This is a genomic window from Flavobacteriaceae bacterium HL-DH10 (assembly GCA_031826515.1).
Classification (GTDB): domain Bacteria; phylum Bacteroidota; class Bacteroidia; order Flavobacteriales; family Flavobacteriaceae; genus Thalassobellus; species Thalassobellus suaedae.
Genome location: CP134536.1, coordinates 3,775,581 through 3,793,610, shown reverse-complemented (window position 1 = coordinate 3,793,610; position 18,030 = coordinate 3,775,581). Strand labels below are relative to the sequence as shown.

Sequence of the window (18,030 nt, the reverse complement as noted above, 5' to 3'; positions counted from 1 at the left end):
CTAGTAGGAGCTTTATGGGCTATGTCAAATCCATTTCCTATTAATAAAACTTTTTTGCATTCAATGTTTTTTTAATACGTTCCCTTAATATCAGTAATCTCTATGCCTAAAAATAGTAATTTGTGAAATGTTGGCAATTGTATACCACTATCTAAAGCAGTCCAATTACTCCAAGAAGCTTCTAAACCATTAATAGGCAATACAGAAGCCCAAATTTTAAATGCTTTAGGTTTATAGGTTTTGTCAAGTAACCACAAATACGAATCTCCTGGAGTATTTCCACCTTTTGTGTATGTAACCAATAAGGCTTTGCTATCATCTTCAAGGGTTACCAATTTACGCGCAACACCAGCATCAAAAACTTTATAAGGCGCAACTAACCAAAACGAATCGTTATTAAAATACTTTATAGCTTTTTCAATAAGCTCTTCTCTCAGATCACTTTCTATTATAAAACCATGTATATAAACCTTACTATTTGAGTAATTTTTCAGGTCTAGATTTACTTTGTGTTCTTTCCAGTATACTTCGCAAATATTTTTAGATTTTTTCCATTTATAGTGGCGACGCTTTTTAAATGTCCATTCAATATAATCGGTGTTTTCATATGCCTCATAGTTTAAAGCTTCTAGCATTTTATATGCCAAAGTATCTGCTTTTTTACCTTCAATACCTGTGGGTAGATCTTCATTGTACTTAAAATAAAGAAAACCAAAAAAAAGAAAGCTTGGTAAGGTGAAAAATATAATTACTCCTAATACTATTTTTAATATTTTTTTTGATTTGATGGGCATAATTTTCACTAATAAGACTATTTTAAAATAGTAATCCGGTTCTAAATTATTAATTAATAGCTAATTAAAATAGTAAAACCGATAAAAACCGACAGATGTTATTTGATTTCGATAATCGGTATAAGGCTTTGTATTTAATCTTATTTAAATGGATTCTGTCGGAAGTTACTTTTACAATATTTCAAAAGAATATTTTTCTAATTTTTGTTTTGAAAAACTGATTAATTCGTCAAAAAACAATGTAAATTCATTTTCAAATTCATTATAAAATTCTTCTAATTCTTGAACAGCTTCATGCATACCTGATCGATTTTTTGTACGCCTGTTCATACCTTCTAAAACTCTTGAAATCCCTTCTATAGAAGCATAACTTAATAACCAATTATCAGTCATCATAAAAGGTATCATTTTTTGAATTCGCAAAGGGAGTACATCATAGTGTTCTTCAAGCGAATCATAAAAAGTATTTACATAATTATCTAGAGGTGTCTCACTATATTTATTCCAGTTTTTAGCTAAAAAATGATCATAAAGAATATCAACAATAACACCAGAGTAATGTCCATATTTTTCGTGTAAACGTTTCGTGCTTTTTCTAACCGTTTTATGAGCATCTGTATAGGTGTCAATATTTCGATGTAATAAGATGCCTATTTGGATTTCTTTTGGGTGATTTTTATAATCTTTCCCTTTAATACCGTCAGCAATAAAATTACCAATAGTTACTAAATCATTATCTCCAGAAAGGTATATGTGTGCTAAATAATTCATTTGTGAAATTTACGAATAACCAATTAACAAATGCAATTTTGAAATACTATATTTGTTTTTTTAAACTAAAAGTGACTATGACATTAATAAAATCAATTTCAGGAATTAGAGGAACCATTGGCGGACAAGTAGGTGAAAACCTAACACCTATTGATGCGGTTAAATTTGCATCTGCTTATGGGGTTTGGATTAAGCAGCAACGTGATAAAGAAAATTATAAAGTAGTTGTTGGTAGGGATGCTCGTATTTCTGGTAAGATGATGCAGAATTTAGTTATGAATACACTTATTGGTTTGGGAATTGATGTTGTTGATTTAGGACTTTCTACAACACCAACTGTAGAAGTTGCAGTTCCTATGGAGCATGCCGATGGAGGCATTATTTTAACTGCCAGTCATAATCCAAAACAATGGAATGCCTTAAAATTATTAAATGCAGATGGAGAATTTCTTGATGGTGAAGAAGGTGCTAAAATTCTAGAAATAGCCGAAAGTGATACCATGAATTTTGCCGATGTAGATAGCTTAGGAAAAATAACAAAGAATAGAGCCTATATAGATTTGCATATTATTGAAGTTTTAGATTTACCATTGGTTACCGTAAAACCTATTGAAGAAGCTCGTTTTCGAGTAGTTGTTGATGGTGTGAATTCTACTGGTGGTATTGCTATTCCTTTATTGTTAGAACGTTTAGGTGTTGATGTCATTAAATTGTATTGTGAACCAAACGGACATTTTCCACATAATCCAGAGCCTTTAAAAGAACATTTAACCGATTTATCTGAAGCAGTGAAAAAGCATAAAGCCGATTTCGGGATTGTGGTAGATCCAGATGTTGATAGATTAGCATTTATGGATGAAAACGGAGAGATGTTTGGCGAAGAATATACGTTAGTAGCTTGTGCCGATTACGTATTAAGTAGAACACCTGGGAATACCGTGAGTAATATGAGTTCTACCAGAGCTTTACGAGATGTTACCGAAAAACATGGTGGCACATATGAAGCTAGTGCTGTGGGAGAAGTGAATGTAGTTAAACTCATGAAAAAGAATAAAGTAGTTATTGGAGGAGAAGGTAATGGTGGTATTATTTATCCTGATGCACATTATGGACGTGATGCGCTTGTTGGAGTTGCTTTATTTTTAAGTTTATTAGCGGACAAAAGAATGAGCGTAAGTGAACTTAGAAAAACCTATCCTAATTATTTTATGAGTAAAAAGAAGATCGAGTTAACACCAGATTTAGATGTTGATGGTATTTTAAAAGTGATTGAAGCACGTTATCAAAATGAGCAATTAACAACCATTGACGGTGTGAAAATAGATTTTCCTGAAAGTTGGGTACACTTACGAAAAAGTAATACAGAACCAATTATTAGAATTTATACAGAAGCAAAATCTCAAGATGAAGCTGATACTTTAGCTGATAAGCTTATTGAGGAAATAGGAGCGATTGCTAAAATTTAAAGCTATTGAGTAATAAAACACCAAAGCAATCTAATAATTTAGATTGCTTTGGTGTTTAAGATAGTAATGAAATATTTTTATTTACTTCTTTCCTTTATGTTTCCAACGTTTATGAGTCCAAAAATAATATTCAGGTGCTTCATAAATTTGCTTTTCAACTTCGCGTAAAAACATATCGGTAAGTTCGTAGTCTTTATAATCGTTTGAGTTTTCAGCAAGTGTCATAATTTCAGCTTCATAATATCCACGTTTTACTTTGGTTACTTTTAAAAAGGCGGTAGATAAATCTAATTTTTTTGCTAAACGTTCAGCACCTGTAAAACACGGAACTTCTATACCCATAAACGAACTCCAATATACATCTTTAGTGAGTCTAGGAGATTGATCGCTTAAAAAACCAGTGATACTTTTTATACCATTTTCCTCATTATGATTAATAGCGGATATAGTTTCTTTTGTGCTAATTAAAGAGGTGTTAAATTTTGACCGAATATCTCTAACAAGCTTATCAAAATATTTGTTTGCTAATTGCTTATAAACGGCTAATCCTTTAAAATTAATATAGTTTTGAATAACAATAGACCATTCCCAACTAGCATAATGCCCAAAAATTAAAATAATACTTTTATTTAAGGCCTCAAGTCGTTTTAATTCTTCAGGGTTTTTAATTTTAAAACGTTTTTTTAATGATTTTTCAGAAATCGTCATGGTTTTTGCCATTTCTAAAAACATATCACATAAATGGTGATAGAATTTTTTTCTGATGACTTTTATTTCTGTTTCAGTTTTGTTGGGAAAAACAAGCTTTAAGTTATTGGTAACTACTTTTTTTCTGTATCCAATAATGTAATACAGTAATACATAAACACCATCAGATACAACGTATAGTATTTTAAAGGGTAAAATAGATATTAACCATAAAAGAGGATAAACAAGAATATATGCTAGAAATTGCATGAATTAATTTTAGATTTGTAGCAGCAAATATATGCTAATTTGAAATTAAAATTTTTAAGTAATGGGCAATTTAGATTTAGTTACTATAATAATTATAGCAGCCAATGTTATTATATCTTATAAAGGTTTTGGTGACTATGGTTTTTTCGATCAATATAAGTTTAATGTTGGCGGTATACAACGTGGAGAAAAAATACGTTTATTTAGTTCTGGGTTTTTACATGCAGATACGCAGCATTTATTATTTAATATGCTAACCTTATATTTTTTTGCAGGTACAGTAATTAATTATGTTGGTATAGTTAGTTTCTTATTGATTTATATAGGGAGTTTGTTTTTTGGTAATTTGTTATCGCTATATTTTCATAAAAATGAATACCAGTATAGTGCTGTAGGGGCTAGCGGTGCAGTAACAGGTGTTTTGTATTCAGCTATTTTGTTACAACCAGGTATGAGTTTAATAATGTTTTTTATACCTATCCCAATTCCTGCATATATTTTTGGTATAGGGTATTTATTATATTCTATTTACGGAATGAAAAAAAGAATTGGCAATATAGGTCATGATGCTCATTTTGGTGGTGCTATTGGTGGCTATGTCATTACTTTAATTTTATCTCCATGGTTATTTCAAACCAATTTACTTATGATTGGTTTATTAGCTTTACCAATAGTTTTATTGTTTGTTTTAAAGAAAGCTGGGAAAATGTAAATTATCCTAATTTTAATAAAGAAAAAAAGGCTAATTCATATTTCGAATTAGCCTTTTTTTTGTTAAGTTGTAATGCTTTTATTCGTAGAAATATTCTATGGTAGCTGTATAATCTATGTTTCCTTGGTAAGAATCGTGGTAAGTTGCCTTTATTGGGTAATTATTATCATTATAAGTGTATTCAAATGCATCTAATGTTTCTTGGTGGTATATTCCAGCAATACTTGTTGGATTATTAGTGTTTCCATAAAGTGAAGCACTAAATTCTGATAATTCTGTTACAATATTTAATACATCAATGGCATTTACATTTTTAAACATTCCGTTTTTGTTATCATATATTACATTATAATATTCTGGACTTGAATTATCATCATCTTCTATTTTAAAAATATTTTTCCCATTATACGAAAAAGTATAAGTGGAAGATAGGTTAGTTTGAGAGTCAAAATCGCCAAAGTAATTTTCAATTTTTATGGTATTATCACTGTTATATGTTAAAATGTATTTATGAGCACCATTTAATCCAGAAGGTTCTAAAAAATATTCTTTAATATTTGTAAGCTTTCCAGTAGAATTATATTCTAATGTTAGGTAAGCAGTTAACTCGTTGTCTGTATATTGATCATCTCTAACTAATTTTTCATTTTCATAGGTGTAAATGTTTTTCCAACCATCACCAGAATCAATACTGGTTAATTTATTATCATCATAAGTATATATAGTTGTTTCAGCTTCACCATCAGAGTCTGTTTCAATAGTTTTCTTTAATAAAGTAGTGTCTTCTTTTTCTTCAGGGCTCTCTGTTGATTCTGTGTTACATGCAAAAAAAGTAATGCATAATGTAAAAAGTAGGATTTGTTTAAGTTTCATTTTTTTTGTTTTTAGATTTTAAGTGTGTAAAAGTATATTTAATACTTGAATTATCCTACAAGTGTAAGGGTTTTCTTGAATCAATAAAATAATATTGTTTCTTTTAAATTTATTATGGCATAGCTATTGAATTTATATAATAGTAAAACATCTTATTGTTTATTTAATTAACTGATTTTAAGATGTTTAAAAATTTATATAATTTGTAAACTTAAAAGATTAGTGTGTTTTAATGACACATTGACTTAAATATATATATGAAGAAATCTAATTTTATAACCCTTGACAGTTTGTCATTACAGGAATTTGATGAAAACTCAGAATTAATTCCGCTAATGACCCCTGAAGATGAAGAAGAAATAAATAATGAAGAATTGCCAGAAACACTGCCAATTTTATCATTACGTAACACAGTGTTGTTCCCTGGTGTTGTAATTCCTATTACTGCTGGCAGAGATAAATCTATTAAACTTATAAATGATGCTAATAAAGGCGGAAAAGTTATAGGTGTAGTAGCTCAAAAGGATGAAACGATTGAAAATCCAACTGCAATGGATATTCATGAAACAGGAACTGTTGCTAGAATTTTACGTGTTTTAAAAATGCCTGATGGTAACGTAACGGTTATTATCCAGGGAAAAAAACGTTTTAAAGTAGCCGAGGTACTTACTGAAGAACCTTACATGAATGCAACAATTAGAGATATTCCTGAAGCAAAACCTGCAGTTAAAAACAAGGAGTTTTCAGCTATTATCGAATCTATAAAAGATCTAGCTTTAGAAATCATTAAAGAAAGTCCAAACATTCCAAGTGAGGCTTCTTTCGCTATAAAAAATATTGAAAGCAATTCGTTTTTAATAAACTTTGTGTCTTCTAATATGAATTTGTCTGTTAATGAAAAACAGTCACTTTTAGAAATGGACGATCTTAAAAAGCGTGCGCTTGCTACGCTTAAGTTCATGAACGTTGAGTTTCAAAAACTAGAGCTTAAAAATGATATCCAATCTAGAGTTCAGATGGATATGAGCCAGCAACAACGTGAGTATTTCTTGCACCAACAAATGAAAACCATCCAAGAGGAATTAGGAGGTGTTAGTCATGATGAGGAAATTGAAGAAATGAAGGTGCGTGCTCTAGAAAAAAAATGGGATGAAAAGGTAGCTAAACATTTTGAAAAAGAAATTGCCAAAATGCAGCGTATGAATCCGCAAGTGGCAGAGTATTCTATTCAACGTAACTATTTAGAGCTGTTTTTAGATTTACCGTGGAATGAGTTTAGTACAGATAAATTCGATTTAAAACGTGCTATGAAAATCTTAGATCGCGATCATTTCGGGTTAGAAGATGTTAAGAAAAGAATTATTGAATACTTAGCTGTATTGAAACTTCGTAATGATATGAAATCACCAATTTTATGTCTTTACGGTCCTCCGGGAGTTGGAAAAACATCTTTAGGTAAATCTATTGCTGAAGCCTTAGGAAGAGAATATGTGCGTATTTCATTGGGTGGTTTACGTGATGAAGCAGAAATACGAGGTCATAGAAAAACCTATATTGGAGCCATGCCTGGGCGTATTATTCAGAGTCTTAAAAAAGCGGGAACATCAAATCCAGTGTTTGTACTAGATGAAATTGATAAATTATCTAATTCAAATCAAGGCGATCCTTCTTCTGCAATGCTTGAAGTTTTAGATCCAGAACAAAATAGTGAGTTCTACGATAATTTTTTAGAAATGGGCTACGACCTTTCTAAAGTCATGTTCATTGCAACGTCAAATAGTTTATCAACAATACAACCAGCCTTACTTGATCGTATGGAAATTATAAATGTTTCTGGTTATACTATTGAAGAAAAAGTAGAAATCGCAAGACGTCATTTGTTGCCTAAGCAATTAAAAGCACATGGTTTAACCGATAAGCATCTTAAAATAGGAAAACCTCAATTAGAAAAAATAGTTGAAGGATACACAAGAGAATCTGGTGTTCGTGGTTTAGAGAAGCAAATTGCTAAAATGGTACGTTATGCAGCTAAAAATATCGCGATGGAAGAAGATTACGATATTAAAGTTTCTAATGAAGATGTTATTAAAGTTTTAGGCGGTCCTAAATTAGAGCGTGATAAATATGAAAATAATAATGTTGCAGGAGTCGTTACAGGTTTGGCTTGGACCCGTGTTGGAGGTGATATTTTATTTATAGAATCTATCCTTTCTAAAGGGAAAGGTGCGATGAATATTACTGGTAACCTTGGTAAAGTCATGAAAGAATCGGCTACTATTGCTATGGAATACATCAAATCAAATGCAGATGAATTTGGGGTTGATTCAACTGTTTTCGATAAGTATAATGTGCATATTCACGTGCCTGAAGGCGCTACACCAAAAGATGGACCGAGTGCTGGTGTTACAATGTTAACCTCATTAGTATCATTATTTACACAAAGAAAAGTAAAGAAAAGTTTAGCAATGACTGGAGAAATAACACTTCGTGGAAAAGTGCTCCCTGTTGGAGGTATTAAAGAAAAAATATTGGCAGCTAAACGCGCTAGAATAAAAGAGATTTTACTGTGTGAAGAAAATAGACGCGATATTGAGGAAATTAAACCTGAATACTTAAAAGGCTTAACGTTTCATTATGTGACTGATATGAGCGATGTTATTAAAATAGCGCTTACCAATCAAAAAGTTAAAAACGCTAAGACATTATAAAATTTTTAATTCGGAAAAACCTCGAAAATAAAATCGAGGTTTTTTTATGTTTTAAAATAAAAGAAACTTGTAAACGTTTTAAGATAGATTTACTTACTTTGTGTCTTATATGCTGAAGAAAATTATCACTTTTATTAGTCTCTCTATAAGTGTGCATGCTATAGCACAAGTTGGGGGAGAAGCTACTTATCAATTTCTTAATTTAGTATCATCGCCTCGTCAAGCAGCTTTAGGAGGAAAAGTGTTAACTAATGTAGATTATGATGTAACACAAGCACTTTTTAATCCTGCTACTATAAATGTAGATATGGATAATCAGTTAGCATTAAATTATTCAAGTTATTTAGGTGGTATTAGTTATGGAACGGCAGCATATGCTTACACAGTTGATAGACGTACTCAAACATTTCATGCGGGGATTACTTATATAAATTACGGGACTTTTGATGGATATGATGAAAACGGTAATTCAACAGGAACTTTTGCTGGGAATGAAGCTGCTTTATCTATGGGCTACGCACTTCAAATTGGGTATTCCGATTTTTATTTTGGTGCTAATGTGAAATTGATAACTTCAAAATTAGAACAATACAGTTCGTTAGGAGCAGCTGTAGATTTAGGGTTATTGTATATTAATGAAGATTTAGATTTTCATGCTGCTTTAGCTGTTAGAAATTTAGGTTCTCAAATTACCACTTATGCTGACTTAAATGAACCGTTGCCTTTTGAGGTTGATTTTGGTATGTCTCAGCGTTTAGAAAATGTGCCAATTTGTTGGTATGTAACATTCGAAAACCTTCAAGATTGGCCAATTGCTAGACCAAATCCTGCTCGTATTACTAGTGACTTAAGCGGTAATAGTACTTCTGAAAAAATAGGTTTTCTAGGACAAGTTATAAGGCATACTATTTTAGGAGCAGAATTGTTTCCCGAAGGTGGATTTAATATACGACTAGGTTATAACTTTAGAAGAGGGGAAGAATTACGAATTATAGATCAACGTAATTTTTCAGGGGTATCTGCAGGCTTTTCAATAAAAATGAATAAAATGCGATTTAGTTATACGCATGCAAAATACACCAGTGCAGCTAATTCAAACTTTTTTGGTTTACAGATAGATTTACAGTAAAATAGTTTTAAGCAAACAGTAGCAGTATTCAATCTTACTCAAATATTTTTTTCATTTAACTATAATTAAAATGATTAGTATGTTTCACTTTAGCACACTTTAAGTAATTTAGACACTTCAAACTTAATTCATGAACAAAATCACCATAGCAATAGATGGGTTTTCATCTACAGGAAAAAGTACAGTAGCTAAGCAACTAGCTAAACATTTGGGTTACGTATATGTCGATTCTGGTGCTATGTATAGAGCGGTGACGTTTTATGCGATGCAAAACGGACTTATAAATAAAGACGATTTTAATGTAGAAGGGCTTATTTATCAATTACCAAAAATAAATATAAGTTTTACGTTTAATGAATCTTTAGGATTTGCCGAAGTTTATTTAAATGGCATAAATATCGAAAAAGAAATTCGTAAGTTAGAAGTTTCTAGTTTTGTTAGTAAAGTGGCAGCTATTCCCGAAGTGAGACAGCAACAAGTAAAGCTTCAACAAAAACTAGGAGATAGTAAAGGTGTTGTTATGGATGGTCGAGATATTGGAACGGTTGTGTTCCCCAAAGCAGAACTTAAATTATTTATGACAGCTTCTGCAGAAACAAGAGCACAAAGACGTTATGATGAATTAATTGAAAGGGGAGATGATGTAACATTCAAAGATGTTCTTAAAAATGTGCAAGAGCGAGATTATTTAGATTCTAATAGAAAAGATTCTCCTTTAATTAAAGCAGATGATGCCATTGAAATTGATAATTCTAATATGTCTTTAGAAGAACAGTTTAATAAAATACTTCAATTAGTCACAATGACTATTGAAGACCTTGAATAAAAAAGCGGCTATTGCCGCTTTTAATTTTTATACTAAATCTAGTAAATTATAGATTCGGAATAACCAATTCTTGTCCTGGGTGAATTAAATCAGGATTCTTTAAAACATCTGTATTCGCTTTAAAAATAGCTTGATATTTTGATGCATTTCCGTAATAGTGTTTTGCTATCTTGCCTAAGGTTTCACCACTTTTTACAGTATGCTTTGCGTATATGCTTTCATCTTCAACAGTTATATTTGCCATAATATCTGTTGGCTTGTCTCCTCCAATTTCTTTTATTTTATCCCAAAGTCTGTTTTTTTCATATTGAGTTTTAGCCATTCCTTTAACTTTAAGAACTCCATTTTCTTCTGTAACATTACCGTCTTTAATGTTTAAGGCTTCTCCTAAATCTAGTACTTCTTGGTATTTTGCTTTTGTTGTCATAATTTAAAATTTTTAAAGTTACTTATGATTATCAATATAGTAAATTTCATATTCATTTTCATATTAATAAAAAGTTAAGGTTTCTGTTTGTTATTTAGATACAAATATTTGTAAAAAGTCACATCAATTTTATTGATTCATTTTTAGGTAATTACCTCAATAATATGTATTTTTGCACTCCTTTTAGCAAATCGACGGAAAGATAAAAGGGATGAAACTAAAAAATTTATAACACTTCTGTGTGTTAATTGCTTAAATCTTCCGAAGCATACAGAATACAAAAACGTAATTACATGCGTTTCCGAAAAAAAACGGATATCTATGATAATTACAGGATTATTTTAAATGGCTGAAAAAGCAAAACAAGCTGAAGTTGAAGCAACTGAAGCAACAACTGTTGAAGCTCCAGTAGTATCTGAAGCAAAAGCAAACCCTGAAAAATTCTTAGCAGATTTTAACTGGCACAATTACCAAGAAGGTATTGATGAAGTTGACGATCAACAACTTAAAGAATTTGAAAAATTAGTAGCAGAAAATTTCGTTGACACTTTAAATGATGAAGTAGTTGAAGGTACAGTAGTTCACATTTCTGATAGAGATGCTATTATTGATATCAATGCTAAATCTGAAGGTGTTATTTCTTTAAACGAATTTCGTTACAATCCAGACTTAAAAGTTGGAGACAAAGTAGAAGTATTAATTGATGTTCGTGAAGATGCAACTGGACAATTAGTATTATCTCACAGAAAAGCTAGAGTTATTAAAGCATGGGATCGTGTAAATAATGCTCATGATACTGGTGAAATCGTTAACGGTTTTGTAAAATGCAGAACTAAAGGTGGTATGATTGTAGATGTTTTCGGAATTGAAGCATTCTTACCAGGATCTCAAATTGATGTTAAACCAATTAGAGATTACGATCAGTATGTTAATAAAACTATGGAATTCAAAGTTGTTAAAATCAACCACGAATTTAAAAACGTAGTAGTATCTCATAAAGCTTTAATTGAAGCTGATATTGAAATACAGAAAAAAGAAATTATTGGTCAATTAGAAAAAGGTCAAGTATTAGAAGGTGTTGTTAAAAACATTACTTCTTATGGTGTATTTATTGATCTTGGTGGTGTTGACGGATTAGTTCATATTACAGATTTATCTTGGTCTAGAATCAACCATCCAAATGAGATTGTTGAGTTAGATCAAAAACTAAATGTAGTTATCCTTGATTTTGATGAAAACAAATCAAGAATCCAATTAGGTCTTAAACAATTATCTAAACACCCATGGGAAGCTCTTGCAGAAGAGGTTAAAGTTGGCGATAAAGTAAAAGGAAAAGTAGTTGTAATTGCTGATTACGGTGCATTTATTGAAGTTGCTGATGGTGTTGAAGGATTAATTCACGTATCTGAAATGTCTTGGTCTACACACTTACGTTCTGCACAAGATTTCGTATCTGTAGGAGATGAAGTTGAAGCTCAAATCTTAACTTTAGATAGAGAAGATCGTAAAATGTCTCTTGGTATCAAACAATTAACTACAGATCCATGGACAGATATTACTGGTAAATATCCATTAGGATCTAAACACACAGGTATTGTTCGTAACTTTACAAACTTTGGTGTATTTGTTGAATTAGAAGAAGGTATTGATGGATTAATTTACATCTCTGATTTATCTTGGACTAAGAAAATCAAACACCCATCTGAGTTCTGTGCAGTTGGTGATAAATTAGATGTTGTTGTATTAGAGTTAGATGTTGAAGGACGTAAATTATCTTTAGGTCACAAACAAACAACTGTTAATCCTTGGGATAAATATGAAACTGAGTTCGCTTTAGAAACAGTTCATACTGCTGAGATTTCTGAAATCGTAGATAAAGGAGCTACTGTAGAGTTTAACGAAGATATCGTTGCTTTTGTACCTACACGTCACCTTGAAAAAGAAGATGGTAAGAAACTTAAAAAAGGAGATAGTGCTGAGTTTAAAATCATTGAATTTAACAAAGAATTTAAACGCGTTGTAGCATCTCATACAGCTATATTTAAAGCTGAAGAGATTAAAAACGTAAAAGTAGCAGCTAAGAAAGCGGCAAGTGCAGCAGCAGAAGCAAAACCAACTCTTGGTGATGCTAATGATGCTTTACAAGCTCTTAAAGATAAAATGGACGGAAAAGCATAATTTTCCAAACTTTTATAAAACTAAAGCCTTCAAGAAATTGAAGGCTTTTTTTATTTATATTATTTTTATAAACTATACTTTTAAATTTTTGCATTACCTTTGTATACCAAACACGTTTGGATAGTAAATATGAGTCAAAAAGTTTTACTTAACGCAAAAGAGGTAAACATCATTCTTCATCGATTGGCTTGTCAGCTTATTGAAAAACATAACGATTTCTCTAACACCGTTTTAATTGGTTTACAACCACGTGGGGTGTTTTTAGCAAACCGTTTAGCAAAAATTTTAAAAGAAGACTACAAGGTTAAAAATGTACAATTAGGATATTTAGACATTACTTTTTATAGGGATGATTTTCGGCGTGGTGAAAAACCTTTAGAAGCTAATAGTACAAAAATTAACTTTTTAGTAGAAGATAAAGATATTGTCTTTATTGACGATGTTTTGCATACAGGTCGAAGTATAAGAGCAGCTCTAACAGCGATACAATCATTTGGAAGACCTAATGAAATTGAGCTTTTAACACTTATTGACAGACGTTTTAGCAGGCATTTACCCATTCAACCAAATTATAGAGGTAGACAAGTGGATGTTATAAACAACGAAAAAGTAAAAGTAAACTGGAAAGAGAACGACAATGAAGATTCGGTTTATTTAATTGAAAAGTAATAATTTAGCTAGAGGCTAGAAAAGAACAACTGGCAACTGAAAACTGCCACTGAATACTAATAAAGCATGAGCGAGTTAAGTGTAAATCACTTATTAGGAATTAAATATCTGAACAAAAAAGATATTCAACTTATTTTTGAAACTGCCGATCATTTTAAAGAAGTGATTAATAGACCCATTAAAAAAGTACCTTCGCTAAGAGATATTACTATTGCTAATCTTTTTTTTGAAAATTCTACTAGAACAAAACTATCTTTTGAATTAGCTGAAAAAAGATTATCTGCAGATGTTATTAATTTTTCATCGGCACAATCTTCAGTGAAAAAAGGAGAAACATTAATTGATACCGTAAACAACATCTTATCTATGAAAGTAGATATGGTCGTTATGAGACATCCAAATCCGGGAGCAGGCGTCTTTTTATCAAAACATGTTAAAGCTAGTATCATTAATGCAGGTGATGGTGCTCACGAGCATCCAACTCAAGCTTTGTTAGACTCGTATTCTATAAGAGAAAAACTTGGAGAAGTAGGCGGAAAAAAAGTTGTGATAGTTGGAGACATATTACACAGTAGAGTGGCACTATCTAATATATTTGCGTTACAACTTCAAGGAGCAGAAGTTATGGTTTGTGGACCAAAAACATTACTTCCTAAGTATATAAATAAACTTGGAGTAAAGGTTGAAACAAATCTAATTAAAGCATTGAATTGGTGTGATGTAGCGAATATGCTTCGTGTTCAAAATGAGCGAATGGATATTAGCTATTTTCCATCTACAAGAGAGTATACACAACAGTTTGGAGTTAATAAAGAATTGTTAGATTCTTTAAATAAAGAAATTACAATTATGCATCCTGGTCCTATAAACAGGGGTGTAGAAATAACTAGTGATGTGGCAGATTCTAAACAGGCTATCATCTTAGATCAAGTTCAAAATGGCGTTGCTATAAGAATGGCAGCTATCTATTTATTAGCGTCTAAAATAAAACAGTAAACCTATGATTTTTGATAAAAGCGGTAATACTTCAATTATCACCCAAGAAAAAGCTACAGTTGTAGAGTTAGTTAAAAAACTACAAACCTTATATCCTAAATTTAAGAATGATAACATTATTGTTACTCTAACTTCTTTAAACAAGTTAAGTTCACAAGATATTGTTGAATTTCTTCAAATATCGAATACACATAGAGGAGAAAATCATTCCTTTGTTATTGTTTCAGATAAGGTAGATTTAGACACTATTCCTAATGAAATTATTCTAGTGCCAACCTTGCAAGAAGCTTATGATATTATTGAAATGGAAGATATAGAGCGGGATTTAGGACTTTAACTATGAGTAAACTTCATCTTGCACAAGTAAATATAGCAAGGAGGTTAGCTCCAATGGATGATCCAATCATGTTAGATTTCGTGAAAAATGTCGACAAAATAAATGCTATTGCAGATAATGCAGATGGTTTTATTTGGAGATTGAAGGATGAAGATAAAGATTTAGCTACAAGTATGTTTCGAGATGACACATTGATTATAAATATGTCTGTTTGGAAAAACTTAGAATCACTTTTTAATTACACCTATAACTCTGGTCATATAGAAGTTTTTAAACGAAAAAAGGAATGGTTTAGCAAAATGAAAATACTACATATGGCATTTTGGTATATACCAGAAGGGTATGAGCCTACAATGCAAGATGCTAAAAACCGATTAGATTATATTAATAATCATGGAGATACACCTCATGCCTTTACTTTTAAAAATAAATTTTCAGTAACCGATGCACTAACCTACAAACAAATAGTATGAAACTCTCAATATTAGGTTGTTATAGTGCGACACCTAGAGCCTTGAACAATACAACGTCTCAGGTTTTAGAGATTAACAATCATATGTTTTTAATTGATTGTGGAGAAGGAACGCAAGTTCAATTAAGAAAACATAAAATTAAGTTTAATCGTATTAAGCATATATTTATATCACATTTACATGGTGATCATTTTTTCGGACTTGTAGGTTTAATTTCAACATTTAGATTGCTTACACGAGAAACCGATTTACATATTTACGGTCCAAAAGGCATCAAAGAAATTGTTGTATTACAAATGAAATTAGCAGATTCCTGGACCAATTATAAGCTTTTTTTTCATGAGTTAACCTCTAAAGATTCTGAATTAATTTTTGAAGACGATAAAGTTCAAGTTTATACTATTCCTTTACAACATAGAATTTATACCAATGGGTTTTTGTTTAAAGAAAAAGAGGGCGAACGAAAATTAGATATTGATGCTGCTAAAGCTGCTAATATTGATAAAGCCTATTACAGAAAATTAAAACAAGGCTTTGATGTTGAAAATGAAGAAGGCGAATTAGTAAAAAATGAACTTGTAACAAAACCAGGTAATAAACCTAAAAGTTATGCCTTTTGTAGTGATACTTGTTATAAAGAAGATATTGTTCCAATAATAAAAAATGTGAGTGTTATTTATCATGAGTCTACTTTTTTAGAAAGACATGCTCACTTAGCATTTAAAACAAAACATTCTACATCAAAAGAAGCAGCTACTATAGCTAAATTATCAAATGCAGGCACATTGTTGCTTGGTCATTATTCTACCCGCTACGATAGCTTAAATTATTTTAAAGATGAAGCCCAGGAGGTTTTTGAAAATGTAGAATTATGTGAAGACGGAAAAGTTTTCGAATTTAAGAATTAAATGTATTTAAAAATTATTCTATAGTTTCTTTTAAAGACAGGCAACATTTTATACTTTTTATAAAAAATACCTTTTCATGAGATGCATTATAGAATTTATAATGTAGTATAATTTATAATAGAATTGGTAATAATAATATCCTATTTAGCTAGGACTTATTTCTGTTTTTGTTGATTTATAGAGTAAGGGTTAACTCGATTTGAAATATATCCTAAGCTTGCATCATGCTCATATTTTTTTTATGTTATGCTCTTTAGTATATTTAGAGTTTTCGAAGTACATTGCTATAATTTAATTCTTAAATTTATATGTTTTAATTGAGCAATAAAAAAATTAATTTTTAAGAAAATATTGTTTTTATAATGAATACAAACTTAGGTGATTATAGAAAATCATACGAAAAAGGTGAATTACTTTTAAGTGAAGTGCCAGAAAATCCTATGGAATTATTTCAAAAATGGTTTTATGAAATTGATAATTTTTTCGTTGAAGATGAAACCAATGCCATGACTATTTCTACTATAGGTTTGGATGGTTACCCCAAGAATAGAGTAGTACTTTTAAAACGTTACACTTATGAAGGTTTTATTTTTTACACCAATTATACCAGTGAAAAAGGCAAAGCAATTGATGTTAATCCAAATGTATGTTTATCTTTTTTTTGGCATGGAGCAGAAAGACAAATTATTATTAAAGGAAAGGCTGAAAAAATTGCAAAAAATTTAAGTGATGGATATTTTGAATCAAGACCACGCGGCAGTCAATTGGGAGCTTTAGTTTCAAACCAAAGTGAAATTATTACTGATAGGCAATGTCTTGAAGACAAGCTCTTCAGCTTAGAAAAAGAATACGAAGGAAAAGAAATTTTAAGACCAAAAACTTGGGGTGGATATATAGTAAAACCTATAGAAATTGAATTTTGGCAAGGACGTCCTAATAGACTACATGATAGAATACGGTATCAACTACAAAAGGACTACAACTGGCTAATAAATCGACTATCTCCGTAAAACATCGTTTAAGCGCATATATTATGATGTTATTTATGTATTTTGACGATTAAATACATTAAAAATCGATTAAACACATGTTTTTAATCGATTTTAACATTTTATTAACAGTTTAAAGCTAACGATGCAGGTAACTTTACATAACCAAATCTAAAGTTACCTACTTATGAAATTATTAACCAAACTGCCAATATTGGCATTGTTAGTTGTATTTACATTGTTTTCTTGTACAACAGACAGTCTAGATGAAAAAGCAGATACGATTGAGCTAAATCTAGCAACTGCACCTGAAACTAAAACCATAGAAGTTCAAATTTTAGAATTAATTAATAATCACCGATTATCTTTAGGGTTAAATCCTTTATCAGATATGACTCTTGTAAGATCTGTTGCATATACTCATACAGATTACATGGTTGATAACAATGAAGTGTCACATGCCAATTTTTATAAACGCAGCGAATATTTAAAATCTAATGCTGGTGCAAAAAAAGTTTCAGAAAATGTAGCTTATGGTTATACTACAGCTGAATCTGTTGTAAGAGCTTGGTTAAAAAGTGAAGGTCATAAAGCTAACATTGAAGGGGATTTTACAAATTTTGGGGTTTCAGCGGAAGAAAGTGAATTAGGAAAGTGGTATTACACAAATATATTTATAAAAAAATAATTTTGCTTTTGTCTTAAAAAAAGCAATAACAACATAACCTTTTAATTTTCTGATTAGTAGCAACTAAGTGCAATGTGGTAAATTGTACGTTGAAGAAATTAACTGGTTATTTTAATAACTTAATTGTTA

The 18,030-nt window shown here is 30.7% G+C and carries 18 protein-coding genes; 13 read left to right on the top strand and 5 right to left on the bottom strand.

Going from position 1 to position 18,030, the window contains the following annotated elements:
• Positions 1-71 precede the first annotated feature (71 nt).
• Positions 72-794 carry a hypothetical protein gene (locus RHP49_16130; GenBank protein WNH12403.1) on the bottom strand — a complete coding sequence of 241 codons (723 nt, stop codon included), beginning with the start codon at positions 792-794 and terminating at the stop codon, positions 72-74.
• Positions 795-965: 171 nt separating this feature from the next.
• Complete coding sequence (locus RHP49_16125) at positions 966-1,565, bottom strand: acyl carrier protein phosphodiesterase (GenBank protein ID WNH12402.1); 600 nt, start codon at positions 1,563-1,565, stop codon at positions 966-968.
• Between the two features lie 77 nt (positions 1,566-1,642).
• Between RHP49_16125 and glmM the strand changes: the two genes are divergently transcribed.
• Positions 1,643-3,031, top strand: coding sequence for a phosphoglucosamine mutase (gene glmM, locus RHP49_16120; protein ID WNH12401.1), 1,389 nt, complete (start codon positions 1,643-1,645; stop codon positions 3,029-3,031).
• An 81-nt stretch (positions 3,032-3,112) separates the two neighbouring features.
• Here glmM and RHP49_16115 read toward each other — a convergent pair whose 3' ends face one another.
• Entirely contained in the window at positions 3,113-3,988 is an 876-nt protein-coding gene (locus tag RHP49_16115; GenBank protein ID WNH12400.1) for a lysophospholipid acyltransferase family protein, read from the bottom strand.
• Between the two features lie 61 nt (positions 3,989-4,049).
• Here RHP49_16115 and RHP49_16110 point away from each other — a divergent pair, with 61 nt between their 5' ends.
• Positions 4,050-4,700 carry a rhomboid family intramembrane serine protease gene (locus tag RHP49_16110; protein WNH12399.1) on the top strand — a complete coding sequence of 217 codons (651 nt, stop codon included), beginning with the start codon at positions 4,050-4,052 and terminating at the stop codon, positions 4,698-4,700.
• 78 nt (positions 4,701-4,778) lie between these two features.
• Here the strand turns inward: RHP49_16110 and RHP49_16105 are convergent, their stop codons facing one another.
• Positions 4,779-5,573: a hypothetical protein gene (locus tag RHP49_16105; protein WNH12398.1), complete on the bottom strand. Its 795-nt coding sequence runs from the start codon at positions 5,571-5,573 to the stop codon at positions 4,779-4,781.
• A gap of 257 nt (positions 5,574-5,830) precedes the next feature.
• Between RHP49_16105 and lon the strand changes: the two genes are divergently transcribed.
• The 3 genes from lon (at position 5,831) to cmk (ending at position 10,236) form a co-directional block, all read left to right on the top strand.
• On the top strand, positions 5,831-8,281 hold the full coding sequence (gene lon, locus RHP49_16100) for an endopeptidase La (GenBank protein ID WNH12397.1): 2,451 nt from the start codon (positions 5,831-5,833) through the stop codon (positions 8,279-8,281).
• A gap of 109 nt (positions 8,282-8,390) precedes the next feature.
• Positions 8,391-9,410 (top strand): type IX secretion system protein PorQ, encoded by a 1,020-nt coding sequence (gene porQ / locus RHP49_16095; protein WNH12396.1) that lies wholly within the window; start codon positions 8,391-8,393, stop codon positions 9,408-9,410.
• A gap of 130 nt (positions 9,411-9,540) precedes the next feature.
• Positions 9,541-10,236 carry a (d)CMP kinase gene (cmk, locus tag RHP49_16090; GenBank protein WNH12395.1) on the top strand — a complete coding sequence of 232 codons (696 nt, stop codon included), beginning with the start codon at positions 9,541-9,543 and terminating at the stop codon, positions 10,234-10,236.
• A 46-nt stretch (positions 10,237-10,282) separates the two neighbouring features.
• On the opposite strand, the gene RHP49_16085 is transcribed toward cmk, so the two are convergent.
• The gene (locus RHP49_16085) at positions 10,283-10,663 is read right to left on the bottom strand and encodes a LysM peptidoglycan-binding domain-containing protein (protein WNH12394.1); all 381 of its coding nucleotides are present in this window, start codon (positions 10,661-10,663) and stop codon (positions 10,283-10,285) included.
• A 345-nt stretch (positions 10,664-11,008) separates the two neighbouring features.
• Between RHP49_16085 and rpsA the strand changes: the two genes are divergently transcribed.
• The 8 genes from rpsA to RHP49_16045 all read left to right on the top strand — a co-directional run bounded on the left by rpsA (position 11,009) and on the right by RHP49_16045 (position 17,901).
• Positions 11,009-12,841, top strand: a complete 1,833-nt coding sequence (gene rpsA / locus RHP49_16080) for a 30S ribosomal protein S1 (protein ID WNH12393.1) — start codon at positions 11,009-11,011, stop codon at positions 12,839-12,841.
• Between the two features lie 129 nt (positions 12,842-12,970).
• Complete coding sequence (pyrR, locus tag RHP49_16075) at positions 12,971-13,510, top strand: bifunctional pyr operon transcriptional regulator/uracil phosphoribosyltransferase PyrR (protein WNH12392.1); 540 nt, start codon at positions 12,971-12,973, stop codon at positions 13,508-13,510.
• A 66-nt stretch (positions 13,511-13,576) separates the two neighbouring features.
• Complete coding sequence (locus RHP49_16070; GenBank protein ID WNH12391.1) at positions 13,577-14,506, top strand: aspartate carbamoyltransferase catalytic subunit; 930 nt, start codon at positions 13,577-13,579, stop codon at positions 14,504-14,506.
• Between the two features lie 4 nt (positions 14,507-14,510).
• On the top strand, positions 14,511-14,843 hold the full coding sequence (locus tag RHP49_16065; protein ID WNH12390.1) for a ribonuclease Z: 333 nt from the start codon (positions 14,511-14,513) through the stop codon (positions 14,841-14,843).
• Between the two features lie 2 nt (positions 14,844-14,845).
• Complete coding sequence (locus tag RHP49_16060) at positions 14,846-15,316, top strand: DUF3291 domain-containing protein (GenBank protein WNH12389.1); 471 nt, start codon at positions 14,846-14,848, stop codon at positions 15,314-15,316.
• Positions 15,313-16,224 (top strand): ribonuclease Z, encoded by a 912-nt coding sequence (locus RHP49_16055; GenBank protein WNH12388.1) that lies wholly within the window; start codon positions 15,313-15,315, stop codon positions 16,222-16,224. Before RHP49_16060 ends, RHP49_16055 begins: the two co-directional genes overlap by 4 nt.
• Before the next feature lie 362 nt (positions 16,225-16,586).
• Positions 16,587-17,234, top strand: a complete 648-nt coding sequence (gene pdxH / locus RHP49_16050) for a pyridoxamine 5'-phosphate oxidase (protein WNH12387.1) — start codon at positions 16,587-16,589, stop codon at positions 17,232-17,234.
• 166 nt (positions 17,235-17,400) lie between these two features.
• Positions 17,401-17,901: a CAP domain-containing protein gene (locus RHP49_16045; protein WNH12386.1), complete on the top strand. Its 501-nt coding sequence runs from the start codon at positions 17,401-17,403 to the stop codon at positions 17,899-17,901.
• Positions 17,902-18,030 lie beyond the last annotated feature (129 nt).